The sequence below is a fragment of the Dyadobacter sp. CY261 genome (assembly GCF_021440085.1).
GTDB lineage: Bacteria > Bacteroidota > Bacteroidia > Cytophagales > Spirosomataceae > Dyadobacter.
The window spans coordinates 300,236-321,541 of record NZ_JAKCPW010000002.1 but is presented as its reverse complement, the minus strand read 5'-3'; the positions used below and the strand labels follow the sequence as shown (position 1 = coordinate 321,541).

The 21,306-nt window shown below is 49.3% G+C and carries 17 protein-coding genes; 16 read left to right on the top strand and 1 reads right to left on the bottom strand.

Annotated elements, in window-relative coordinates:
• Window positions 1–5 precede the first annotated feature (5 nt).
• The 10 genes from LZD49_RS08620 to cobA all read left to right on the top strand — a co-directional run bounded on the left by LZD49_RS08620 (window position 6) and on the right by cobA (window position 12,008).
• Window positions 6–2,279: an FAD-dependent oxidoreductase gene (locus tag LZD49_RS08620; RefSeq protein WP_234666938.1), complete on the top strand. Its 2,274-nt coding sequence runs from the start codon at window positions 6–8 to the stop codon at window positions 2,277–2,279.
• 127 nt (window positions 2,280–2,406) lie between these two features.
• Window positions 2,407–3,585: a sulfite exporter TauE/SafE family protein gene (locus tag LZD49_RS08615; protein WP_234666937.1), complete on the top strand. Its 1,179-nt coding sequence runs from the start codon at window positions 2,407–2,409 to the stop codon at window positions 3,583–3,585.
• Window positions 3,586–3,655: 70 nt separating this feature from the next.
• A complete protein-coding gene (locus LZD49_RS08610; protein ID WP_234666936.1) occupies window positions 3,656–4,843 on the top strand; it encodes a PLP-dependent aspartate aminotransferase family protein in 1,188 nt (395 codons plus the stop codon).
• A gap of 26 nt (window positions 4,844–4,869) precedes the next feature.
• On the top strand, window positions 4,870–5,205 hold the full coding sequence (locus LZD49_RS08605) for a UPF0175 family protein (RefSeq protein ID WP_234666935.1): 336 nt from the start codon (window positions 4,870–4,872) through the stop codon (window positions 5,203–5,205).
• Window positions 5,202–5,648: a PIN domain-containing protein gene (locus LZD49_RS08600; protein WP_255720971.1), complete on the top strand. Its 447-nt coding sequence runs from the start codon at window positions 5,202–5,204 to the stop codon at window positions 5,646–5,648. The genes LZD49_RS08605 and LZD49_RS08600 overlap by 4 nt, the downstream gene beginning before the upstream one ends.
• A gap of 8 nt (window positions 5,649–5,656) precedes the next feature.
• Window positions 5,657–6,358, top strand: coding sequence for a phosphoadenylyl-sulfate reductase (locus tag LZD49_RS08595; protein WP_234666933.1), 702 nt, complete (start codon window positions 5,657–5,659; stop codon window positions 6,356–6,358).
• Between the two features lie 92 nt (window positions 6,359–6,450).
• Window positions 6,451–7,404: a sulfate adenylyltransferase subunit CysD gene (gene cysD / locus LZD49_RS08590; protein WP_234666932.1), complete on the top strand. Its 954-nt coding sequence runs from the start codon at window positions 6,451–6,453 to the stop codon at window positions 7,402–7,404.
• 93 nt (window positions 7,405–7,497) lie between these two features.
• Complete coding sequence (locus tag LZD49_RS08585; protein ID WP_234666931.1) at window positions 7,498–8,742, top strand: sulfate adenylyltransferase subunit 1; 1,245 nt, start codon at window positions 7,498–7,500, stop codon at window positions 8,740–8,742.
• Between the two features lie 183 nt (window positions 8,743–8,925).
• Entirely contained in the window at window positions 8,926–11,154 is a 2,229-nt protein-coding gene (locus LZD49_RS08580; RefSeq protein WP_234666930.1) for a nitrite reductase, read from the top strand.
• Window positions 11,155–11,234: 80 nt separating this feature from the next.
• Entirely contained in the window at window positions 11,235–12,008 is a 774-nt protein-coding gene (cobA, locus tag LZD49_RS08575) for a uroporphyrinogen-III C-methyltransferase (protein WP_234666929.1), read from the top strand.
• Here cobA and LZD49_RS08570 read toward each other — a convergent pair.
• Window positions 12,005–12,346: a hypothetical protein gene (locus LZD49_RS08570; protein ID WP_234666928.1), complete on the bottom strand. Its 342-nt coding sequence runs from the start codon at window positions 12,344–12,346 to the stop codon at window positions 12,005–12,007. The two genes, cobA and LZD49_RS08570, sit on opposite strands and share 4 nt — an antisense overlap.
• Window positions 12,347–12,448: 102 nt before the next feature.
• Between LZD49_RS08570 and LZD49_RS08565 the strand changes: the two genes are divergently transcribed.
• From LZD49_RS08565 to LZD49_RS08540, 6 genes are all read left to right on the top strand, one after another.
• Window positions 12,449–13,363 carry a lysophospholipid acyltransferase family protein gene (locus LZD49_RS08565; protein WP_234666927.1) on the top strand — a complete coding sequence of 305 codons (915 nt, stop codon included), beginning with the start codon at window positions 12,449–12,451 and terminating at the stop codon, window positions 13,361–13,363.
• Window positions 13,356–14,345, top strand: coding sequence for a glycosyltransferase family 9 protein (locus LZD49_RS08560; protein WP_234666926.1), 990 nt, complete (start codon window positions 13,356–13,358; stop codon window positions 14,343–14,345). The genes LZD49_RS08565 and LZD49_RS08560 overlap by 8 nt, the downstream gene beginning before the upstream one ends.
• 42 nt (window positions 14,346–14,387) lie before the next feature.
• A complete protein-coding gene (locus LZD49_RS08555) occupies window positions 14,388–15,302 on the top strand; it encodes a carbon-nitrogen hydrolase (protein WP_255720969.1) in 915 nt (304 codons plus the stop codon).
• A 784-nt stretch (window positions 15,303–16,086) separates the two neighbouring features.
• Window positions 16,087–19,242: a SusC/RagA family TonB-linked outer membrane protein gene (locus tag LZD49_RS08550; protein ID WP_234666925.1), complete on the top strand. Its 3,156-nt coding sequence runs from the start codon at window positions 16,087–16,089 to the stop codon at window positions 19,240–19,242.
• 39 nt (window positions 19,243–19,281) lie between these two features.
• Window positions 19,282–20,760, top strand: a complete 1,479-nt coding sequence (locus tag LZD49_RS08545) for a SusD/RagB family nutrient-binding outer membrane lipoprotein (protein WP_234666924.1) — start codon at window positions 19,282–19,284, stop codon at window positions 20,758–20,760.
• A gap of 33 nt (window positions 20,761–20,793) precedes the next feature.
• Window positions 20,794–21,276 carry a hypothetical protein gene (locus tag LZD49_RS08540; RefSeq protein WP_234666923.1) on the top strand — a complete coding sequence of 161 codons (483 nt, stop codon included), beginning with the start codon at window positions 20,794–20,796 and terminating at the stop codon, window positions 21,274–21,276.
• Window positions 21,277–21,306: the final 30 nt, after the last annotated feature.

Genomic DNA, 21,306 nt, shown 5'->3' with positions numbered 1-21,306 from the left:
ACAAGATGATAATCGGAGAATCGACACACAAAAGACAACCCAAAACCATTGCGCTTGAAGCAGACCTGGTAATTGTAGGAGGCGGATTGACGGGTACTTGCGGAGCGATAACCGCCGCAAGGGCCGGATTGAAAGTGACACTGGTACAAGACCGGCCAGTGCTAGGCGGCAACTGTTCAAGCGAGGTACGGCTATGGATACTGGGGGCAACCTCGCATATGGGCAATAACAACCGCTGGGCACGGGAAGGCGGCGTCATCGATGAGATTATGCTCGAAAATGCCTTCCGTAACCCGGATGGGAACCCGTTGATATTCGATACCGTGTTGCTAGAAAAAGTGACGCAGGAGAAAAACATTACGCTGCTGTTGAATACAGCGGTCTTCGATCTCGATAAGGCACAACATGGAGAGAAGATCGAAGCGGTGCATGCATTTTGCAGTCAGAATAGTACGAAATACATACTAACGGCACCCCTTTTCTGCGATTCATCGGGGGATGGCATCGTCGGATTTCTGGCGGGTGCTGCATTCAGGATGGGCGCGGAGTCGGCAGAGGAATTTGGGGAAAAATTCGCGCCCGACCAGGCTTATGGCGAACTGCTGGGACATTCGATGTATTTCTATTCCAAAGATATAGGCCGGCCGGTGAAGTACGTTCCGCCTGCATTCGCTATGCAGAATATTACTGATATTCCGCGTTATAAAACCTTCAATCCCAAAGACTTTGGCTGCCGCTTGTGGTGGCTGGAATATGGCGGGCGGCTGGATACCGTGCATGACACCGAGCAGATCAAATGGGAGCTTTGGAAGGTCATTTACGGGGCGTGGAACTACATTAAAAATTCCGGTGAATTTCCTGAATCTGAAAATTTGACGCTCGAATGGGTCGGTACTATTCCCGGCAAGCGCGAAAGCCGTCGGTTCGAAGGCGATTATTTGCTGAAACAGCAGGATGTCGTCGAACAAAAAACATTTCACGACACTGTCGCATTTGGAGGTTGGAGCCTCGACCTCCACCCTGCCGACGGCGTTTACTCCGACCAGGCGGGTTGCAACCAATGGCATAGCAAGGGCGTGTACAGTATTCCTTACCGCTGTTATTACAGTAAAAATATCGAAAACCTCTTCATCGCAGGCCGCATCATCAGCGCAACACATGTCGCATTTGCCTCCACACGCGTAATGGCTACGAGCGCGACGGGCGGACAGGCGGTGGCTATCGCCGCGGCGGTAGCTAAAAGACACAACTGCTCGCCGCGGGAAGTAGGTGAAAAGCACTTGGAAGAACTGCAACTCGAATTGTGGCGATCGGGACAATATCTTCCTCAAACATCCATCTCCGATCCGGAGAACCTGATTAACAGCGCCAAAATCAGCGCATCTTCCACATTGGAATTAAAAGGGTTAACAGGTTCGGATCAATGGAGAACCATCGAGCATTCCGTAGCGCAGATGTTGCCTGTCAAAACTTCAATGCCTGCGGTAAATGTTTGGGTGGAAGCATTACAGGACACTGAGCTCGTTACTGAACTACGCAAAAGCAGCAAACCCTTTAACCACACGCCTGACGTAACGCTGGAAACCAAAAACTACCAACTGACCAAAGGTAAACATGAATTGGTTTTGCACTGGGGCAGTTATTTTTCAGAAGAATGCTACGCGTTCGTCTGCTTCCTGAAAAATGAGCATGTCAAAATTCAATACAGCGAACAGCGCGTCACCGGATTGGTAACTGTATTCAATGCCACTAACCCGGCTGTTTCCAACTATGGAAAGCAGGAACCGACCGAAGACCTCGGTGTTGACACTTTCGAGTTCTGGTGCCCGCAACGGCGCCCGGCCGGTTTGAACCTTGCATTCACATTGAGCGAACCTATTCTACTTTTCGGAACAGAAAGCCTTCGAAACGGCCTGCACCGCCCTGTTTCCGGCCCGAATGCATGGGTCGCCGACATCGCCGACAGAAATCCGGAACTGAATATCCAATGGAATGAGAATCAGCAGATTTCAAAAATAAACTTCGTTTTCGACACCGATTTCGACCATCCGATGGAGAATGTAATTTACGTCCATCCTGAGACGGTGATGCCGTTTTGCGTGCAGGAAGTGGAAGTGCTGGATGATGCTGACCATGTAATTGGGACAATATCTGACAACCACCTGACCAAAAGAACACTCGTGCTCGACCGCCCGGTGAATACCCATTCGCTGAAAATCAGGCTGAAAAACAGCCACGTGCATGTGCCGGTATCTCTCATGGAAGTCCGTGTATATTAGCACGGCCTTCGTTTTTATTCTTTGAAAACTAATAAATTGATCTTAAATTTGCCGTCCTGAAATAGCAAACTTCCGTTTGCTATTTTCTTGAAAGTTTACTCTATAATTATAGTATACTACATAGACTTTGAAGGAAGCGGCGGATTTGACACCCTCAACTGAAAACGACGAAAAAAGCTGGGAATCGCTACAAGTTGCTTATATCGCAAGTGGTGATCCTCAGGAAGATCGACGTTTGGCTGCGCTTGCGCGTGAGCAGGGAAAGGCAGTTTTTCTGCGCGATCTGCCGGAAGAATCGGACGAAATCTTCCAGTCTGCGGCGGCTCCGGCTGAAAATACAAAAACCGTTGCTTCCGTTTCCAGAAATAATACAAAAATTCCCCTTACCTGGGAAACCATCCAGCAGAAGCTCTGGGCGGCTACGATCCGCAAGCGTAGCGGCACGGAGATTGCCGTTAACATCTTCTCGGCGATCGCCTTGATGATCGTCGGGCATTTACTGTTTACCTTTTTCACCGCCGACCGGCTCACGCTCCTCTGGAATGAGCTGGAACTGAACGAGAGTTTCTTTTATTACATTCTCGGCGGTTTTGTAGCGCAGATGATCGACGGCGCATTGGGCATGGCTTATGGCGTAACCGCCTCCACTTTCCTGCTCACTTTGGGCGTTCCGCCGTCGGCAGTGAGCGCCAGCGTGCACACTTCGGAGATTTTCACAAGCGGGGTTTCGGGCTATATGCATTTGAAATTCGGCAATGTGAACAGCAAGCTTTTCAAAAAGATCCTGTTTCCCGGCGTGCTCGGGGCGATCACGGGTGCCTATTTGCTGTCAACGCTTGAACAATACATTTACATCATTAAGCCACTGGTGGCAATTTATACGCTGATCCTGGGAATCCTTATCATCCAGAAAGCGTTAAAGAAACGAGTTGAAAAGAGGCCGATCAAGAAGATTGGCTGGCTGGCGATGGCAGGCGGAACGCTGGATTCCATCGGTGGAGGCGGCTGGGGCCCAATTGTCACGTCGACATTGATCGCACGGGGCAGGCATCCCAAGTACACCATCGGTTCCGTGAACCTGGCAGAGTTCTTCGTTTCGCTGGCAAGCTCGGTTACATTCATCAGCATTATCGGATTTTCACATTGGCAAGTGGTGCTTGGCCTTATCCTCGGTGGTATGGTCTCCGCGCCCATCGCCGCCACACTATCCCGTCGCTTACCGATCAAGACCATGATGATCATGGTTGGAACGATCGTCATCATCGTAAGCCTCAGGATTATCTATATGGTTTTAAGCAGCTTATAACATCGGAGCGATCCGGGAATCATCAATTATACATTTAAGGCTAACCAACGACAGCCGCAGTTTCCACATCATGAAAAAACAAACCAAAGCAATACGCACGCAGACCGGTAAAACCAAATACCGTGAGCATTCCACTCCCCTGTTCCTCACCAGCAGCTTCACGTTCGAAAGCGCCGAACAGGGAAAAGCACTTTTCGAGGAAACCGAAGCAGGAAACATTTACAGCCGCTTTTCCAACCCGAGTGTGCAGGAATTTGTGGACAAGGTTTGTATCCTGGAAGATATGGAAGACGGTGTCGCCACGGCAACCGGTATGGCTGCGGTGTTCGCGAGTATGGCTGCCTTGCTGAAAACAGGTGACCACATTCTGGCTTGTCGCGCATTGTTTGGCTCTGCCCATCAGGTAATTACACAGATTTTGAGCAAATGGGGCATTACCCACACTTACCTGGATGCAGACGCCAGCGAAGCCGATTGGGAAGCCGCCGTGCAGCCAAACACCCGCATGATTTACCTCGAAACGCCTTCGAACCCTGGTTTGGACCTGGTAGACCTTGCGATGATCGGCCGGATTGCCAAGAAACACAATATCATTTTCAATGTAGATAACTGCTTTGCTTCACCTGCATTGCAAACTCCGGCCGATTTCGGCGCCGACCTCGTATTGCATTCCGCAACGAAGTTCATGGACGGTCAGGGCCGCGTTTTGGGTGGTGTGGTTGTAGGTAAAAAAGAATATATCAAGGAGTTACGCTTTTTCTGCCGTCAGACGGGGCCATCCATGTCGCCATTCAACGCCTGGGTTTTGAGTAAAAGCCTGGAAACGCTGAGCCTGAGAATGGAAAAGCATTCGTCCAACGCACTCGCTTTGGCAACGGCGCTGGACAAGCACCCGGACGTCAAATCGGTAAAATACCCGTTCCTCGAATCACATCCGCAATACCATCTTGCTAAGCAGCAAATGAAAGCCGGCGGCGCGGTGGTAACGATTGAACTGGAAGGTGGCTTCGAACGCGTAGCTGCATTCATGGACGCATTGGAGATCGCGTCGCTGTCGTCCAACCTCGGCGATACCCGCACGATCGTCACCAACCCGAACACGACAACCCACGCCAAATTAAAGCCGGAAGAAAAGGCCGCATTAGGCATTACCGAAGGTTTGATCCGTATTTCAGTAGGTTTGGAAGACGTAGAAGACCTCATCGAGGATTTCACCCAGGCCGTGGAAGTGTCGGTGAAAAGTGATATATTGGAGTAGTTATCCACTTAAACACAACTATATACATGCACACTGTAACAATTGAAATACCGGACGAATTGAGCAAGGAGGAAATTTCACTTTCCATTGCCAAGCATCTTTATGAGAAAGACCTTGTGTCCGCTGAGCAGGCTGCGAAATTGGCTGGTGTTGAGGGAAAAGAATTTATTGAAAATGAATTAGCTAAAGATAGGGCCGAGGCTTGGTCCAGGTTTAGAAACAGGACGGCGGAGGATGCATTGCAGGAGCAGATCAAGAGACAGGGTTATACCGGTTTGAACAAAGAAGAAATGGATCGACTGAGGGACGAACTGGATATACAAGAACCACTTGAACTACTGCTCTCGCAATTAACGAAATGACATATGTACTTGATACAAACGTCATTTTAACCTATTTCAGAAAACATTCCTCCTGGTATATGATGGAGGAAACTTTCGGCATTTTTGAACCGGGAACGCGAGTGATGGTTCCGGCGATCATAATAGGTGAATTGCGATCTCTTGCCATTCAGAATGGTTGGGGCGAGCGAAAAATTGCTAAGCTGGAAGAATTGGTCAAACGATTTATTCCATTTTTTGACCTGACAGAGGACATCGTCAATCGCTACGCCGAAATCGACGCATTTAGTCAGGGAAGGTTACCGGGCAGGAGGCTGGATTGTTCGGCGAGGAATATGGGGAAGAATGATTTGTGGATTGCGGCAGTAGCGAGTACGTTGAATGCGACGCTGATTACTACTGACGGTGATTTTGATCATCTGAACAACCGGTTTCTCAACGTCGCCCGATTTGAATTGAAATAATTTACACCATGAACGAAACATTAGCATCTTTAAACGCTGCCATTGAGGGCAAAAGCGAAATTGAATCGCTGGCGATATTGGCGGATCTTTTTCCCGGTGAAGTCGTCTTTTCAACCAGTCTGGGATATGAAGACCAGGCGATTACCGACCTCATTTTAAAGAATAACATTCCAATCAGCATCTTTACGCTCGATACAGGGCGGCTTTTCGCGGAGACATATATGACTTTGCAAAAGACCAACAACCGTTACGATACCAAAATAAAGGTGTTTTACCCGCAGACCGAGGCTGTAGAAAATATGGTGAGCACCAAAGGCCCCCTCAGTTTCTATGACTCTATCGAAAACAGAAAGGAATGCTGCTTCATCCGCAAGGTGGAACCGTTGAACCGTGCGTTGAAAGGGGCAAAAATCTGGGTAACCGGTATCCGGGCAGAACAGTCGGGAAATCGTCATGATATGCCGAGGCTGGAATGGGACGAAGCGCATCAGCTCTTCAAGTTCCATCCGATCCTGGACTGGACGTTTGAGCAGGTAAAACATTACATAAAATCAAACGGTATTCCCTATAACCCATTGCACGACAAAGGTTTCGTCAGCATCGGCTGTGCGCCGTGTACCCGTGCCATCCAGGAAGGCGAGGATTTCCGCGCCGGCCGCTGGTGGTGGGAGGATGAGTCGAAGAAAGAATGTGGGTTGCATGCGCGATGAGCCATGGTCGATGGCCTGCCGTCAATTTGCAAGATGACCATAGACCATGAATGCATAACCCGCTATTAACATTTAAATCAATAACCAATAATATGTCAATTTCAGTGAACGAGGCCTCCGACATCCAACGGGAGATTAGTGAACGCAGCGCTCCGGATTACCTGGATCAGCTGGAAGCAGAGGCCATTTACATTATGCGTGAAGTAGCCGGCCAGTTTGAGCGCCCTGCCCTGTTGTTTTCAGGAGGTAAGGATTCGATCACATTGGTTCATTTGGCGAAAAAGGCATTTGCACCCGGTAAAATCCCCTTCCCGCTCGTGCATGTCGATACCGGCCACAACTTTATCGAAGCGATCGAATACCGTGACGAGCTGGCAGAGCAAATCAATGCCAAACTGATCGTTCGCTATGTGGAGGATACGATTAAGGCAAAAGGTTTGAAAGAACAAACCGGTAAGAATGCAAGCCGCAACTGGCTACAGACTTTCACTTTGCTCGATACCATCGAAGAATTTGAATTTGACGCATGTATAGGCGGTGCACGCCGTGACGAGGAAAAAGCTCGTGCAAAGGAGCGTATTTTCTCGTTCCGCGACGAATTTGGTCAATGGGACCCGAAACGTCAGCGCCCTGAGCTTTGGAATTTGTTCAATGGCCGCATTCAGAAAGGCGAAAACGTACGCGTGTTCCCGATCTCGAACTGGACTGAACTGGACGTTTGGGCTTACCTTAAAAGAGAAAATATCACCTTGCCTTCGATCTACTTCGCGCATGAGCGCGAACTGATCCTCCGCGACGGCAAACTGCTGAACAATACGCCGGTGATCGAATCCGACCCGGAAGATCAGATCGTTACCCGCCAGGTGCGTTTCCGTACCGTAGGCGACATGACCTGTACCGCAGCAGTGGAATCCAGTGCTATCACCCTGGATGAAGTAATCGCCGAAATCACCGTCTCACGCATCAGCGAACGCGGTGAAACCCGCATCGACGACCAGCAAACCGAGGCAGCGATGGAAGATAGGAAGAAGGGGGGCTATTTTTAAGGAGTTAAAAGTTCATGGGTTTATGAGTCCAGTTTAAGCAACTCATAAACTTAACTCATAAACTCTCAACTCATAGACTTTAAACTATTACCAGTGGATTTACTAAGATTTATAACAGCAGGCTCCGTAGATGATGGCAAAAGCACATTGATCGGGCGATTGCTTTACGATACAAAAAATATCCTGGCCGATCAGATGGAAGCCATCGAACGCGCCAGCAAAACCCGCAACGCCGGGGAAATTGACCTCGCATTGCTGACGGACGGTCTCCGTTCGGAGCGTGAGCAGGGCATTACCATTGATGTGGCTTACAAATATTTCCAGACGCCGAACCGCAAGTTCATCAGCATCGATGCGCCGGGGCACATTCAGTACACCCGTAACATGGTGACCGGTGCTTCCAATGCGGACCTGGCCATTATTTTAGTGGATGCACGCCACGGTGTGGTCGAACAAACCCGCCGCCATTCGCTGATCGCTTCCATGTTGGGCATTCCGCATGTGATCGTGGCAATAAACAAGATGGATTTGGTAGGCAATTCAGAAGATGCCTTTCTTGAAATCGCGAAAAGCTATACAGAACTCGCAGAAAAGCTCGCTATCAAAGACCTGACGATCATCCCGGTGAGCGCTTTGAATGGTGACAATATCGTGGAAAGATCGGAAAGTATGGGCTGGTATACTGGCGAAACATTGCTTTCTGTTCTGGAAACGGTGAATGTATTAAAGGATCAGAACCTGGATGATGGCCGTTTTGCCGTTCAATATGTCATCCGTCCTCAAACCGATGAGTTGCACGATTACCGTGGTTACGCTGGTCGGGTGCAAAGTGGAAGTTTCAAAAAAGGTGATCTGATCAAGGTATTACCTTCTGAAAGAGAGTCTAAAATCGCTAAAATTGAATTTGGCGGAAACGAAATAGCTGAGGCATCTGTTCTTCAATCTGTGACGATATTACTGGAAGACGATATTGATATCAGCCGCGGCGACACGATCGTTTCGATCAATAATTCACCGATCGTCAGCCAGGATATTGAAGCGCTTGTGTGCTGGATGGATGATAAAAAGACATTGAAACCAGGAAATAAATATGTACTGCAACATGGCACGGCACGTTCACGTTGCTCGATCCGCGGCATTGAATATCAAATTGACATCAATTCATACGAAAAGCTGGATGAAGTAGAAAGCCTGAAACTGAACGACGTAGCAAGGATCGTTCTGCGGACAGCCCAGCCTATCGCCTACGACCCCTATCAGCAAAACCGCGCAAACGGCGCAGCGATTTTGATTGACGAGACATCAAATGTGACGGTTGGGGCGTGTATGATTGCGTAACGTTGGGGCATGCCCCTTCCACCGCCCGGCGGCCCGGTGCGCTCAGGGTGACACATTACGCTTAGAGACATTACGCATGTCAGGCTGAGCGCAGTCGAAGCCGAGCTATCGAAGGCGCAAACCCAACGACACCACACTACCGAATAAAAATATACTATCCCGATAGACGATTAGAATATCACCATGAGCGAATTAATCATTTCTAACAAAGTATCCGCCGTTGCGAAGCGCGATATCATTGACCTGCAACAAAAAATCGGTGGTTTCTACTCTGGCGAGACGCCGGAAGAGGCATTCCGTAAATTCCGTCTGACACGCGGTGTGTATGGTCAGCGTCAGCCCGGCGTGCAGATGATTCGTATCAAATTGCCTTACGGCCGTGTTACGGCGAACCAGTTGGTGCGCATAGCCGATACTTCCGACAAGTATGCAACCGGTAACCTGCATGCGACCACGCGCCAGGACATCCAGTTGCACTTTGTAAAGCTGGCAGATTCACCTCAATTGTGGGCTGACCTGGAAGATGCGGGCATCACTTTGAAAGAAGCTTGTGGTAATACCATCCGCAACGTAACGGCATCGTCTGTCGCGGGTATAGATCCCGATGAACCATTCGACGTGACGCCGATCACCCATTCGATTTTCTCCTATTTCCTCCGCAACCCGATCAATCAGGATATGGGCCGGAAGTTTAAGATAGCCGTTTCTTCTTCCGAAAAAGACAGCGCGTTGGCATTCATCCACGACGTGGGACTGATCGCCAAATTGGGCCAGAACGAGGCCGGTGAAACGGTTCGTGGTTTTAAAGTGCTGATCGGTGGCGGACTTGGCGCTCAGCCATTCTCGGCGCAGACTGCATTCGAATTCCTGGAAGAAGAAAAGGTGATCCCGTTCATCGAGGCCATGCTTCGCGTTTTCGACCGCTACGGCGAGCGCGTACGTCGGCACAAGGCGCGTATGAAGTTCCTTTTGAACGACCTCGGCCTGGAAGCAATGATGGAAAAGGTAGAGGAAGAAGGCAAAGCGGTTAAAAACAAGGTATTCCAGGTTCCGGAAGATTTGTTTGGAACGAATGAATACGAGGCCATCAACCACGCGCCACGTCCCTCACTGTCCGAAGCGGAAATACTGAAAATAGCAGCCGAAAGTATCGACACCGACAAGCTGGATATTTTCACCAGATGGCTGAGAACCAATACATTTGAGCAAAAACAAAAAGGCTGGTATGCCGTGCAATTGCGTGTATTGCTGGGTGATATGAGCTCCGACACCGCCCGCAGCCTGGCCGACATTGTACGCCAATATGCTGCCGACGACATTCGCGTGACTGTGAACCAGGGTTATATCCTCCGTTTTGTCAAAGGGGAAGACCTCGTAGCGATTTACCACGAACTTGCGAAACTTGGATTAGTAACGCCCGGCTTCGACAGCACCATGGACATTACCACCTGCCCGGGAACTGATACCTGTAACCTGGCGATTTCCAGCAGTTACGGTATCACGCGCGTGCTTGAAGATGTAATGCGTGATGAATATCCGGAAATGATTTATAATCAAGATATTAAAATCAAGATCAGCGGTTGTATGAACGGTTGCGGCCAGCACAATGCAGCCAACATTGGTTTCCACGGCAGCTCGATCAAGAATGGTAAACTGGTTCTGCCTGCATTGCAAGTATTGCTCGGTGGTGGTTTCTCGGGTGATGGCATTGGTCTCATTGGCGACAAGGTCATTAAGGTTCCTACCAAACGCGGACCGGAAGTGTTGCGCCTGCTGTTCAACGACTATGAAGCCAATGCATTCGACGGCGAATATTATAACCAGTATTACCTGCGCCAGACTAAGAATTATTTCTTCCAGTTACTGAAACCGCTGGCAGACCTGACTACCGTTCAGGACAACGACTACCGCGACTGGGATCACGATGAGTTGTTTAAAACAGAAATCGGGGTCGGAGAATGTGCTTCTGTGCTGGTTGACCTTGTGGCAACTACCATCATCGAAGGCCAGGAGAAGTTGAGCCTTGCGAGAGAATCTTTCCAGTCGGATGTTTGGGCTGATGCTATTTACCATGCTTACAACGTGTTCATCACCGGCGCCAAAGGTTTGCTAATGTCAAAAGACGTGACTACCAACACGCAATACGGCATTATCAACGACTTCGAAACGCATTTCGGACAGGAGTTCAAATATGACGTCCCGGCTGAATTTGCGGTAGAAAACCAAGCTGAGACACCGTTCAAAGCATTGGTATTCAGCATTAATAAATTCGAACCAAGCGAAGAATTTGCCAGCTATTTCATTAACACTGCCGAAAGCTTCCTGAATTTTGTCCGCGAAACCCGCGAGTCCCAATTGATCGAAACCGGAGAGCCTGCACTGCAGGAGCTTTCGTTCGGAAAAGATAGTTAAAAAAACTGCGGTCGGCCGTCAGCGGTCGGTGGTCGAAATTATTTGACCGCCGACCGCCGACCACCGATCGCTTTCTCACCATGAAACTGACACTTATCGGTGCAGGCCCGGGCGATCCCGAACTGATTACCCTCAAAGGGATCAGAGCCCTGCAAAAAGCACGGGTTGTACTATACGATTCCCTTGCCCACCCCTCATTACTGGATTACTGCCCGGAAGACTGCGTCAAAATCCTTGTCGGTAAGCGCTTCGGCAAAACCAGTTGCGGCCAGGACGACATCAATGACCTGATCGTTGAAATGGCACGTCAATATGGCGAGGTAGTACGGCTGAAAGGAGGCGACTCATTTATTTTTGGTCGTGGTTACGAGGAAATTCTTTTTGCTGCCGAACACGGCATTGAATCCGAAGTCATCCCCGGCATTTCAAGTAGCTATGCAGTTCCCGCCTTGGCAGGCATTCCGTTAACCTCACGTGGTGTAAGCGAAAGCTTCTGGGTCATTACTGGTACTACCAAGGAACATGAGCTTTCGAAAGACGTGCGGCTCGCAGCTCAGTCCACCGCAACGGTCGTTATTTTAATGGGGCTTCACAAATTGCAGGAAATCGTTGCCATTTACTCAGACCTGGGCAGAGCCGACGAGCCTATTTCCATCATCCGGAACGGAACACTTGAAGATCAAAAGGTTGTGACGGGGAATATTGGCAATATCGTGCCGCTTTGCCAGATAAGCGAAATGGCATCCCCGGCGATCATTGTGATCGGTCAGGTGGCGGCATTACCGGATCTTTCCCATGAGAAAGTACGTAAAATGATGCAGAAATCACAGTCGGTCACTGGCTTGACAGATTAGAGCAGGCCCAGCAGCCAGTCGATGTTGATGCTGTTGTTGTGGCCTCTGAATTCGAGGAAATAGATCAGCCCAGCCAGAATTACATAACTGATAAACAACCACTTCTTCTTAACCTCATACTGATCGCGATGATGGAAATAATCGTACACCATTGAGGCGGTGAAACCGAAGATCATTAGCGCAAAACATAACATTCCACAATCCTGGCGGTAATGTTTATACGCATGTATCGCAGGCGCGCCGAGCACGAGGTACATCAGCCACATTCCGAAACCAGCGCGGTACAGATAAACGCTTAGTCTGCGATCATTCTTGATATCAAATAATCCTTCCAGCATAGCATTATTCTACTGTTTGAAACAGTGAATATAAGAAAAAAAATTGAACGGATGTGCTACCTTTGCCGACTGGTTCTTGGTTTGCAAAAGAAGTAATCTCAAATGAAAGCGTTTTTTACCCACTTGTCCCTGAATGTCCTTAATGCGATTTCAAGACTATCCTGGGCAAAACTTTACAAGCTCTCCGACATTTTCCGGTTCCTTATTTTCGATATCGGCCAATACAGGAAAAATGTCGTGCTAAGCAACCTCCGCAACAGCTTTCCTGCTTACGACGAGAAGACCATCCGGGCAATTGCAACCCGATTTTATCGCAATTTCACCGATATCATTTTCGAAACGATCAAACTCAAATCAATTTCCAGGGAGGATCTGTTAGCTCGGATCGATCTCGACGTGTCTATTCTGGACTATTATTACGAGAAGAACCAGAACCTGGTCGTAGTGGCAGGCCACCTCGGAAACTGGGAAATGCTGAACCTGTTTGGCTCGGTACGACTGTCACACCAAATGGTTGTGGTGTACCATGAACTTCAAAACGATGCATTTGAAGATTGGTTCAAAAATGTGAGGACGCGGTTCGGGACCGAAATGGTAACGATGAAAGAGGCGATTTCCAAAGCCATGCAACCGCGCGACCGGCCGTTCATATTCATACTCATCAACGACCAGTCGCCCGCACCTGAAAAGGCGTTCTGGACCAAATTTCTTAACCAGGACACCGGTGTATTTCGGGGTGTAGAACTGATCGCACGACGACTCAATTCTCCGGTTTTATATATGGCTGTATTAAAGAATGTGGCAAAAAGAGGATTTTATAAAGCCTATTTCAAACTGATCACCGAAACACCGAAGCAGGCGCCCAACAATAGTATTTTACAAGCCCAGATTGGCTTTCTCGAACAGGACATTATACAGCAACCCGAAAACTGGCTCTGGTCACACAAGCGCTGGAAACACAAAAAGCCGGAAAATCTTCCGCAATCACAGTTAATTCAGGAACTTCAAAGTGAATAAACCGGTCAAATTCCTTATTCTGCGCTTTTCTTCCATTGGCGACATCGTGCTTACGACGCCCGTGATACGCTGCCTGAAAAAGCAAATGCCGGAGGCCGAAATTCACTATTTTACTAAAAGTAAATTCGGATTCCTGCTGCAGGAGAATCCCTATATAGATAAGGTATGGCTGCTTGAAAAGAGTAATGCTAGTCAACTTCTTTCACTTCTTAAAAAGGAAAAGTTCGATTACATCATCGACCTGCACCGAAACATCCGCACGCTGCGTATCAAATGGGCGCTTGGCGTTCCTGCATTCAGCTTCGAAAAACTGAATGTGCAAAAGTGGCTCATGACGCAATTTAAAATTAATTACCTGCCCAATTTGCACATCGTAGACCGCTGTTTGGATACACTCAAAACCTTCCATATCCAAAATGACGGCGAAGGGCTGGACTATTTTATTCCTTATAAAGACCAGGTAGAGCTCGAATGGCTACCCGAAACGCATCGGAAAAGCTACGTCGCCTATGCCATCGGCGGGCAGCACTTTACCAAAAAAATGCCGGTGCCACGGATGATCGAACTTTGCCGGAAGATCAACCATCCGATCATCTTGCTTGGCGGGCCGGAAGATTCCAAAGCCGGTGAGGCCATTCGCAACGCATTGAGCGATGAGCAAATTTTGAATGCTTGCGGGAAATACAATTTCAACCAGTCGGCCTCGCTGATCCAAAAAGCATTGATCGTGTTCTCTCACGACACCGGATTGATGCATGTCGCGGCTGCATTTCGTAAAAAAGTCTATTCCATTTGGGGCAATACCATTCCTGAATTTGGTATGTATCCTTATGAAACTGCATTTGAAATACTGGAAACCAAAGGCCTCGATTGCCGCCCATGCTCCAAGATCGGTCACAAGGAATGCCCGAAAAAGCATTTCAAATGCATGAACGATATTTCGTTCGATTTCCCGATCCCAGAACTCCCGCAGCAAAATTAGTGTTGCATTCCCGACCATTATTCATCCACACAAACATCCCAAATGGCAAAAAAAGTAAACATTGGTCTGGTGCAGATGAGCTGCACTTCGGACGTTGATGCTAACTTTCAGAAGGCAACCGAAAAAATCCGCGAAGCCGCGCACCAAGGCGCGAATATCATTTGTCTGCAAGAGCTTTTTAAATCGCTGTATTTCTGCGATGTCGAGGATCACGGCAATTTCAGCCTCGCTGAGGCTATTCCTGGCCCATCTACCGATGCGCTGGGTGCATTAGCGAACGAGTTGGGCGTGGTAATCATCGCCTCTTTGTTCGAGAAACGCGCGCCCGGGTTGTACCACAATACCACCGCCGTGCTCGATGCCGATGGCACTTACCTGGGCAAGTACCGAAAAATGCATATTCCCGATGATCCGGGTTATTACGAGAAGTTCTACTTCACTCCGGGCGACGCTTCGCCGGGCGACGCTTCCGTAGGCGAGCAGGATACCGACGGCTACCGGATCTTCAATACCAAATTTGCCAAGATCGGCGTCTTGATCTGCTGGGACCAGTGGTATCCGGAAGCTGCCCGCATTACCAGCCTCATGGGTGCAGAAATCCTTTTCTATCCTACCGCCATCGGTTGGGATACCAATGAGCAAGATCCGATCATTAACGACGAGCAATATGGCGCGTGGCAAACCGTGCAGCGTGGACATGCTGTGGCAAATGGCGTGTATGTAGTGTCTGTCAACCGCGTGGGCCGTGAAGCCGACCAGCAGTTCTGGGGAGGATCGTTCATCGCAAACCCACAAGGCAGGCTACTTTACCTGGCTCCGCATGACGAGGAAGTGACACATGTAGAAGAGCTGGATCTTGCGAAACTTGATCATTACCGCACTACCTGGCCATTCTTGCGCGACCGCCGAGTTGATTCTTACCGGCCTATTTTAAAGCGGTTTATCGATCAATCTTAATTTAAAAATATAACTATTTCAATATAATAAAAAAGAGCACCCTGACGACAGGGTGCTCTTTTTTATTATATCTGATCTGCAAGCGTGCAAACGGACGCAAACTGTCTTAGTAACCTAATGTTACAATTTCACTAGGATCTACAATTGGTAAATACCTATATTTTAGCCAATTACACCAGTAAAGTGCAAGTATCAATCTATAAAACCGATGGGTAGCTCCAAAAATCAGATTAGTAAAATTATTTATAAAATTATTACAATAATATCAGGCCTCCTTCCCAGACAACCAATTTATATTGCAAAAAACTTCAATTTTTAAATTTTATCTCTTGCATTATTTGACATTGTCAGTATATTTGAAAAGTCATTAAACGAATGACAGAACTTCTAAACCGAGGATATATTCCAGCCGCACATGAATATATCTGAACGTGTTGAGAGGGACTTACTGAAATCCGGACGAGCCGCAACATGGTTGCCGGGTAGGTTACGCTCCAACACAATATAATTTTTTTAATACAGGTTTCTTGACCCCGTGGACAAACAACGCTTGTCTCCGTAAGGCTTTTCTATGGCCTCACTGAAATTATTGCCCTGTTTGTCCTCGATTAAAGAGGGTATTGCTTTCCGGAAAAGCAGTGTTGCAAGCTTATGGCTGTGTTGTTCTGTCCACGCGAAAGTGTGTGCGGCGCACGGCAGTGTGGACTCCACACAGCCATAACTTTTTTTCCTCCCCTCCCGATACTACATCACCAAATACCTAACAATTTAACCCTGATTCCCCATGCGTAAAGTTCTACTCTTATTTATATGGGTTTGTCTGTGTTCTCCGGTCGCTTACGCTCAAGTGCGTCAACTGACCGGAAAGGTTACGGCAGCCGAAGATGGTCTCGGACTTGCAGGCGCGTCAATCATTTACAAAGGCACCAATGTGGGTACAAATGCCGATGCTGAGGGCAATTTCAGCTTTTCGGTTCCAGATGATGGCGTGCTCGTCATCTCATATGTGGGTTTCCTGATCAAAGAGATGCCGATTGGGAACCAAACTAAATTCGACATCAAGCTAGACGCCGACACGCGACAGCTTGCCGAGGTGGTGGTAACCGCATTCGGTATCGAGCGTGAGAAAAAGGCGTTGGGATATACAGTACAGGAAGTAAAAGGAAGCGCATTGACGGAGTCGCGTTCAACGAACGTGGCGAATGCCCTTTCAGGAAAAATTGCCGGGGTCCGCGTGCAATCGAACGGTGGGCCGGGCAGCGGTTCTACAATCCAGATCCGTGGGTCTTCGTCGGTTTCTGGTAACAACCAGCCATTGATCGTGATCGATGGCGTGCCTATGGAGCAAACAGCCAATAAAACATGGGGTGGCGGCATTTCAGAGATCAACCCCGACAATATCAAGGAAATGTCGGTACTGAAAGGGCCTAATGCTGCGGCATTGTACGGCTCGCGCGCTGCCAACGGTGTTATTTTGATTACTACTAAAAACGGCCAGGGCACTAAAGGGCTCGGTGTGGATATCAATTCCAACATCACTTTCGAGCGCCCCTGGATCAAACCCGACTTTCAGAACACTTATGGAGGTGGTAATGGTTACCGCACCTGGTATAATGACGGATGGAGCGGCAACATCACCGATCCAAAGGAAATTGCGCAATACCGCGCCGTTTATGACGCAAGATATCCTCTCGCAGGATCAGAAGGTACAGATGAAAGCTGGGGAGCTCCAATGGACGGGCGTCTGGTGAGACAGTGGTGGACTGGTGACGATGTTGCACCACTGACTCCTCAGCCCAACAACTGGGAAGAATATTGGAACACCGGCCGCACGACCACTAACAGCATTGCGCTGAATGGTGGCAACGACAAAGGCTATTTCCGCCTCGGCCTGAGCCGTGTTGACCAGACCGGCATCATGTATTACAATGATTTTCACAGAAACAACTTCCGAATCAACTCCGGCTATAACCTGACTAAAAACCTGAGCATTACACTTTCAGGTGAGTATATCAAATCCGGTTCGGATAACAAGAGCTACGGCAGTGGACAGGAATTCATCTGGTCGCACCGCCACGTTTCCTGGGAACAGCTGCGCGATTACGAAAGCTATATCGATGTGCACAACCAGCGCGGTAACGACACCGATCCGCCTAACTGGCAGCACACATTCTTTACCAACCCTTACTTTTCCCAGAAACGGCTTCCGCAGAGCAACGAGAAAGACAGGTTGTTGGGAAACATTGCATTGAACTACAAAATCCTGCCTTCACTGAGCCTGATGCTCCGCAGCGGTACCGATTACTGGTCCGATACACGCATCAACGTTTCAAACTTCCTCCGCGTCCGTAATGGCGTACGTACACCGGGACGTTACTCGGAAGAAGTGCTCCGAAGCCAGGAAACAAACTCGGATTTCATGCTGACCTACAACAAGAATCTCTCCACTGATCTTGGATTGAACGTGCAGGTAGGTGGTATCAAACGGACCAATTATTACAAAAGAAACTATTTTTATGTAGGTGAACTCGTGGTGGATGGCCTTTACAATGCCGGCAACTCGGTTCCGAGCCAGAATACGATTGAAAGTGAGATCAAAAAATCGGAAACGCAGAGTGTGTTCGGAACGGCTAATTTCTCGTGGAAAGACGCATTGTTCCTCGACCTGACTGCCCGTAACGACTGGTCGAGCACGCTGCCTGCCAATGCACGCTCTTACTTCTACCCATCTGCTTCATTGAGCGCGGTTTTAACGGAGTTGTTCGATGTCAAAAGCAATGTGTTCACATTCGGTAAAGTACGCGCCAGCTATGCGCAGGTTGGTAACGACGCCACGCCTTATCAATTGGCCCAAACCTATCTCGCGAAAGGCTCATGGAATGGGGCAGTGCCTAAGTTTTCCGAAAACATCGAAATCGCGAACAGCGGCCTGAAACCGGAGATCACTACCGGCCTCGAACTCGGCGCCGACCTTCGCTTCCTGAAAGGCAAGATCGGCCTGGATGTGACTTACTACGAGCAAACTACCAAAGACCAGATCCTCGGCGTGGAAATCTCGAAAGCGAGCGGCTACAATACCCGTATCCTCAATGCCGGAAAGATCACCAATAAAGGAGTCGAAATATCGATCTCGGGAACGCCTGTGAAACTGCCGGGCGGTTTCAGCTGGGATGTTTCGTTGAACTGGGCCCGCAACCGCAACAAAGTAGTTGAGCTCGCCGAAGGTTTGACAACCTATACCCTTGCAACACAGCGCGGTATGTCGTCCGAAGCACGCGTGGGACATCCTTACGGCACATTCTACGGCGTTGGTTTCCAGAAAAACAATGGACAGGTGGTTTACGGCTCAAACGGCCTTCCGCTTACGGCGGCCGGGCAGAACCTGGGTAACATCCAGCCCGACTGGATCGGCGGTATGCTGAATACATTCAACTACAAAGGCTGGTCATTGAGCGCATTGGTTGACGTTCGTATGGGTGGCGACATTTATGATGAAGGTACGGGAACGGCTCGCTGGACAGGCCAGTATGCCGAAACCGCATTAGGCCGCGAAGAAGGCGTGATCGGTCAGGGTGTGCGTGAAGTAACAGCTGCGGATGGTTCGAAATCTTATGTCCCCAACGACATTATTGTAACTGCCAACCAGCTTTACGGATACAGCAACCCGCGTAACTACCACGAGTCGGCGATTTTCGATGCGAGTTACGTGAAACTGCGCGAACTGTCGCTTGGCTACACTTTCAGCCCATCACTTTTGAAAAAGGTAAAAATCCAGTCCGCCAAGATCTCGCTCGTAGGTCGGAACGTCTGGATGATCTTCAAAAACACGCCTCACATCGATCCTGAGATCGACGCAAAAGGCGGCAACCAGCAAGGATTCGGTTATGGTGAGCTGCCAAGTTCCCGCAGTATTGGTGCAAACCTCGCACTGTCATTCTGATCCAGTCCAATTATTTGAAGACCTAAAAAGCATTACGAGATGAAAAGCATATTGACTCATAAAACCGTTTGGATGACAGCCCTGGCAGGCGCATTGAGCATCACCAGCTGTACCAAGGATTTTGACAGCATGAACGTGAGCCCGAACAGCCCTACCGCTATCGGACCGCAATATCTGCTCCCTACCGGCATCGAAACATCGGTAGACCGCTACTGGGGCCACCGCGAACGCTTCGAGCGCATCAATATCGATGCGGCCGAGCTCTACGTACAGCATTTGACGCGCAATATTTACAGCAATGAAGGCGATGACTATACCGTGTCTCCTGCCCTGCTGTCGAACAACTGGAAAGGTTTTTTCAACGACGGCCTCCTGAACTTCCAGCGGATCATTAACCAGACCAATGCGGAATCAACTTCACCTAACGCTAACTATGAAGGTGTCGCACTAGTGATGCGCACCTGGGTATTCTCACTGCTCACCGATATGTACGGGTCGATCCCTTACACCGACGCCATCAAAGGCACCGCGGGCGAGCCGGTTTATACGCCGAAATACGATTCGATGGAAACCATTTATGCCGGCTTGCTGAACGATCTGAAAACGGCCAACGAGAAACTGACAGTAGGCGGACCAGCCATCGCGGGGGACATTTTGTACGAGGGGAATATTCTCAAATGGAAGAAATTCGCAAACTCGCTGCGTCTGCGCCTTGCTAACCGCCAGGCTGCTAAAAAACCTGCAGAGTCGAAAGCGATATTTGCGGAAATCCTCGGTGACGCCACCAAATTCCCGATTTTTACCAGCAATGCCGACAATGCCTCGCTGAAATGCACCACCGTGCTCCCCAGCAACAACGAGTGGAACCAGATCCTGATCCAGGGTGGCCGTACCGACTGGAACATCAGCAAAACGCTGGCAGACAAGATGAATGCGTTGGGTGACACCCGTATTACCGTGTATGCTAATCCTAACAAAGACGGCTTGTACGAGGGCCACGCCAACGGCCTTCCCGACGCTATCGCTACCGGCTACCTCGCCACCAGCTCGACCATCGGCAAGGCTTTCACGGATGCAGCTGCTCCGGAAGTGATCATGACTTTCGCAGACCTGAACTTCATCCTCGCCGAGGCTGCTGTTGACGGCGATATTACCGGCGATGCAAAAAAATATTTTGAGGACGGCATTACCGCGTCATTCGCCCAGTACGGCCTCACGCCGCCAACCGGCTACATGGCCAAAGCCGGCCCGGTAAGCAAGGAAAAAGTCCTCGAACAAAAATGGATCTCGCTCTTCGGACAAGGCGTGGAAGCCTGGATCGAATGGCGCAGAACCGGCTTCCCGGTATTCCCGGCAGCGGATCCGCGTGCGGTGCTGAACAATGGCGGAGTCCTTCCTACCCGTTTTAACTATCCCGCCTCCGAATACTCGCTGAATGCAAAGTCCGTCGACGATGGCGCGAAGCTCAACGGCGGTGCCGACGATATGAAAACCAAACTGTGGTGGGCTGAGAAATAACGGTTTATTCCCAATTCAAAGACTTCGAAGAATATGAAAAATATCAAATCGCTTTTCCCTTCCGCTGTTGTATTGCTGGCGTTGACATTCGGGTTCGTATCGTGCAAAGAAGAAGACCCGTTCCTCGATAGGGACGTGGCACCTGTACTGGTCGACATTGTAGGCGCGCCCTTCGGAGCTCCCATTGCCAGCGAACCGACAGTAGCTTATTCCGCAACCGCCGACAAACTGACGCTTTCCGCAAGGCTCCTGGAACTCGACAAGACCAACATTCTGGATCATACCAAAGGCATCGACTCAATCCCTGTACCGAATTTATCTATCAAAATCACCTTGCGTACCGGTGCCGTTCTCGGCGAGGTTACCTCGGATGCGCAGGGAGTGGTAAAGCTCGAAAAAACCTGGGCCGACCTGGGTGTTACCGCACCCAAGGCAGGCAGCATCACGAAGATCTCATGGTCGGGCAGCCATAAGGGGATTGCATTCACGCGATTCTCGCAAGTACAAGCTAACTAATTGAAAAACAAGCCGACTGTGCTTCGTAGT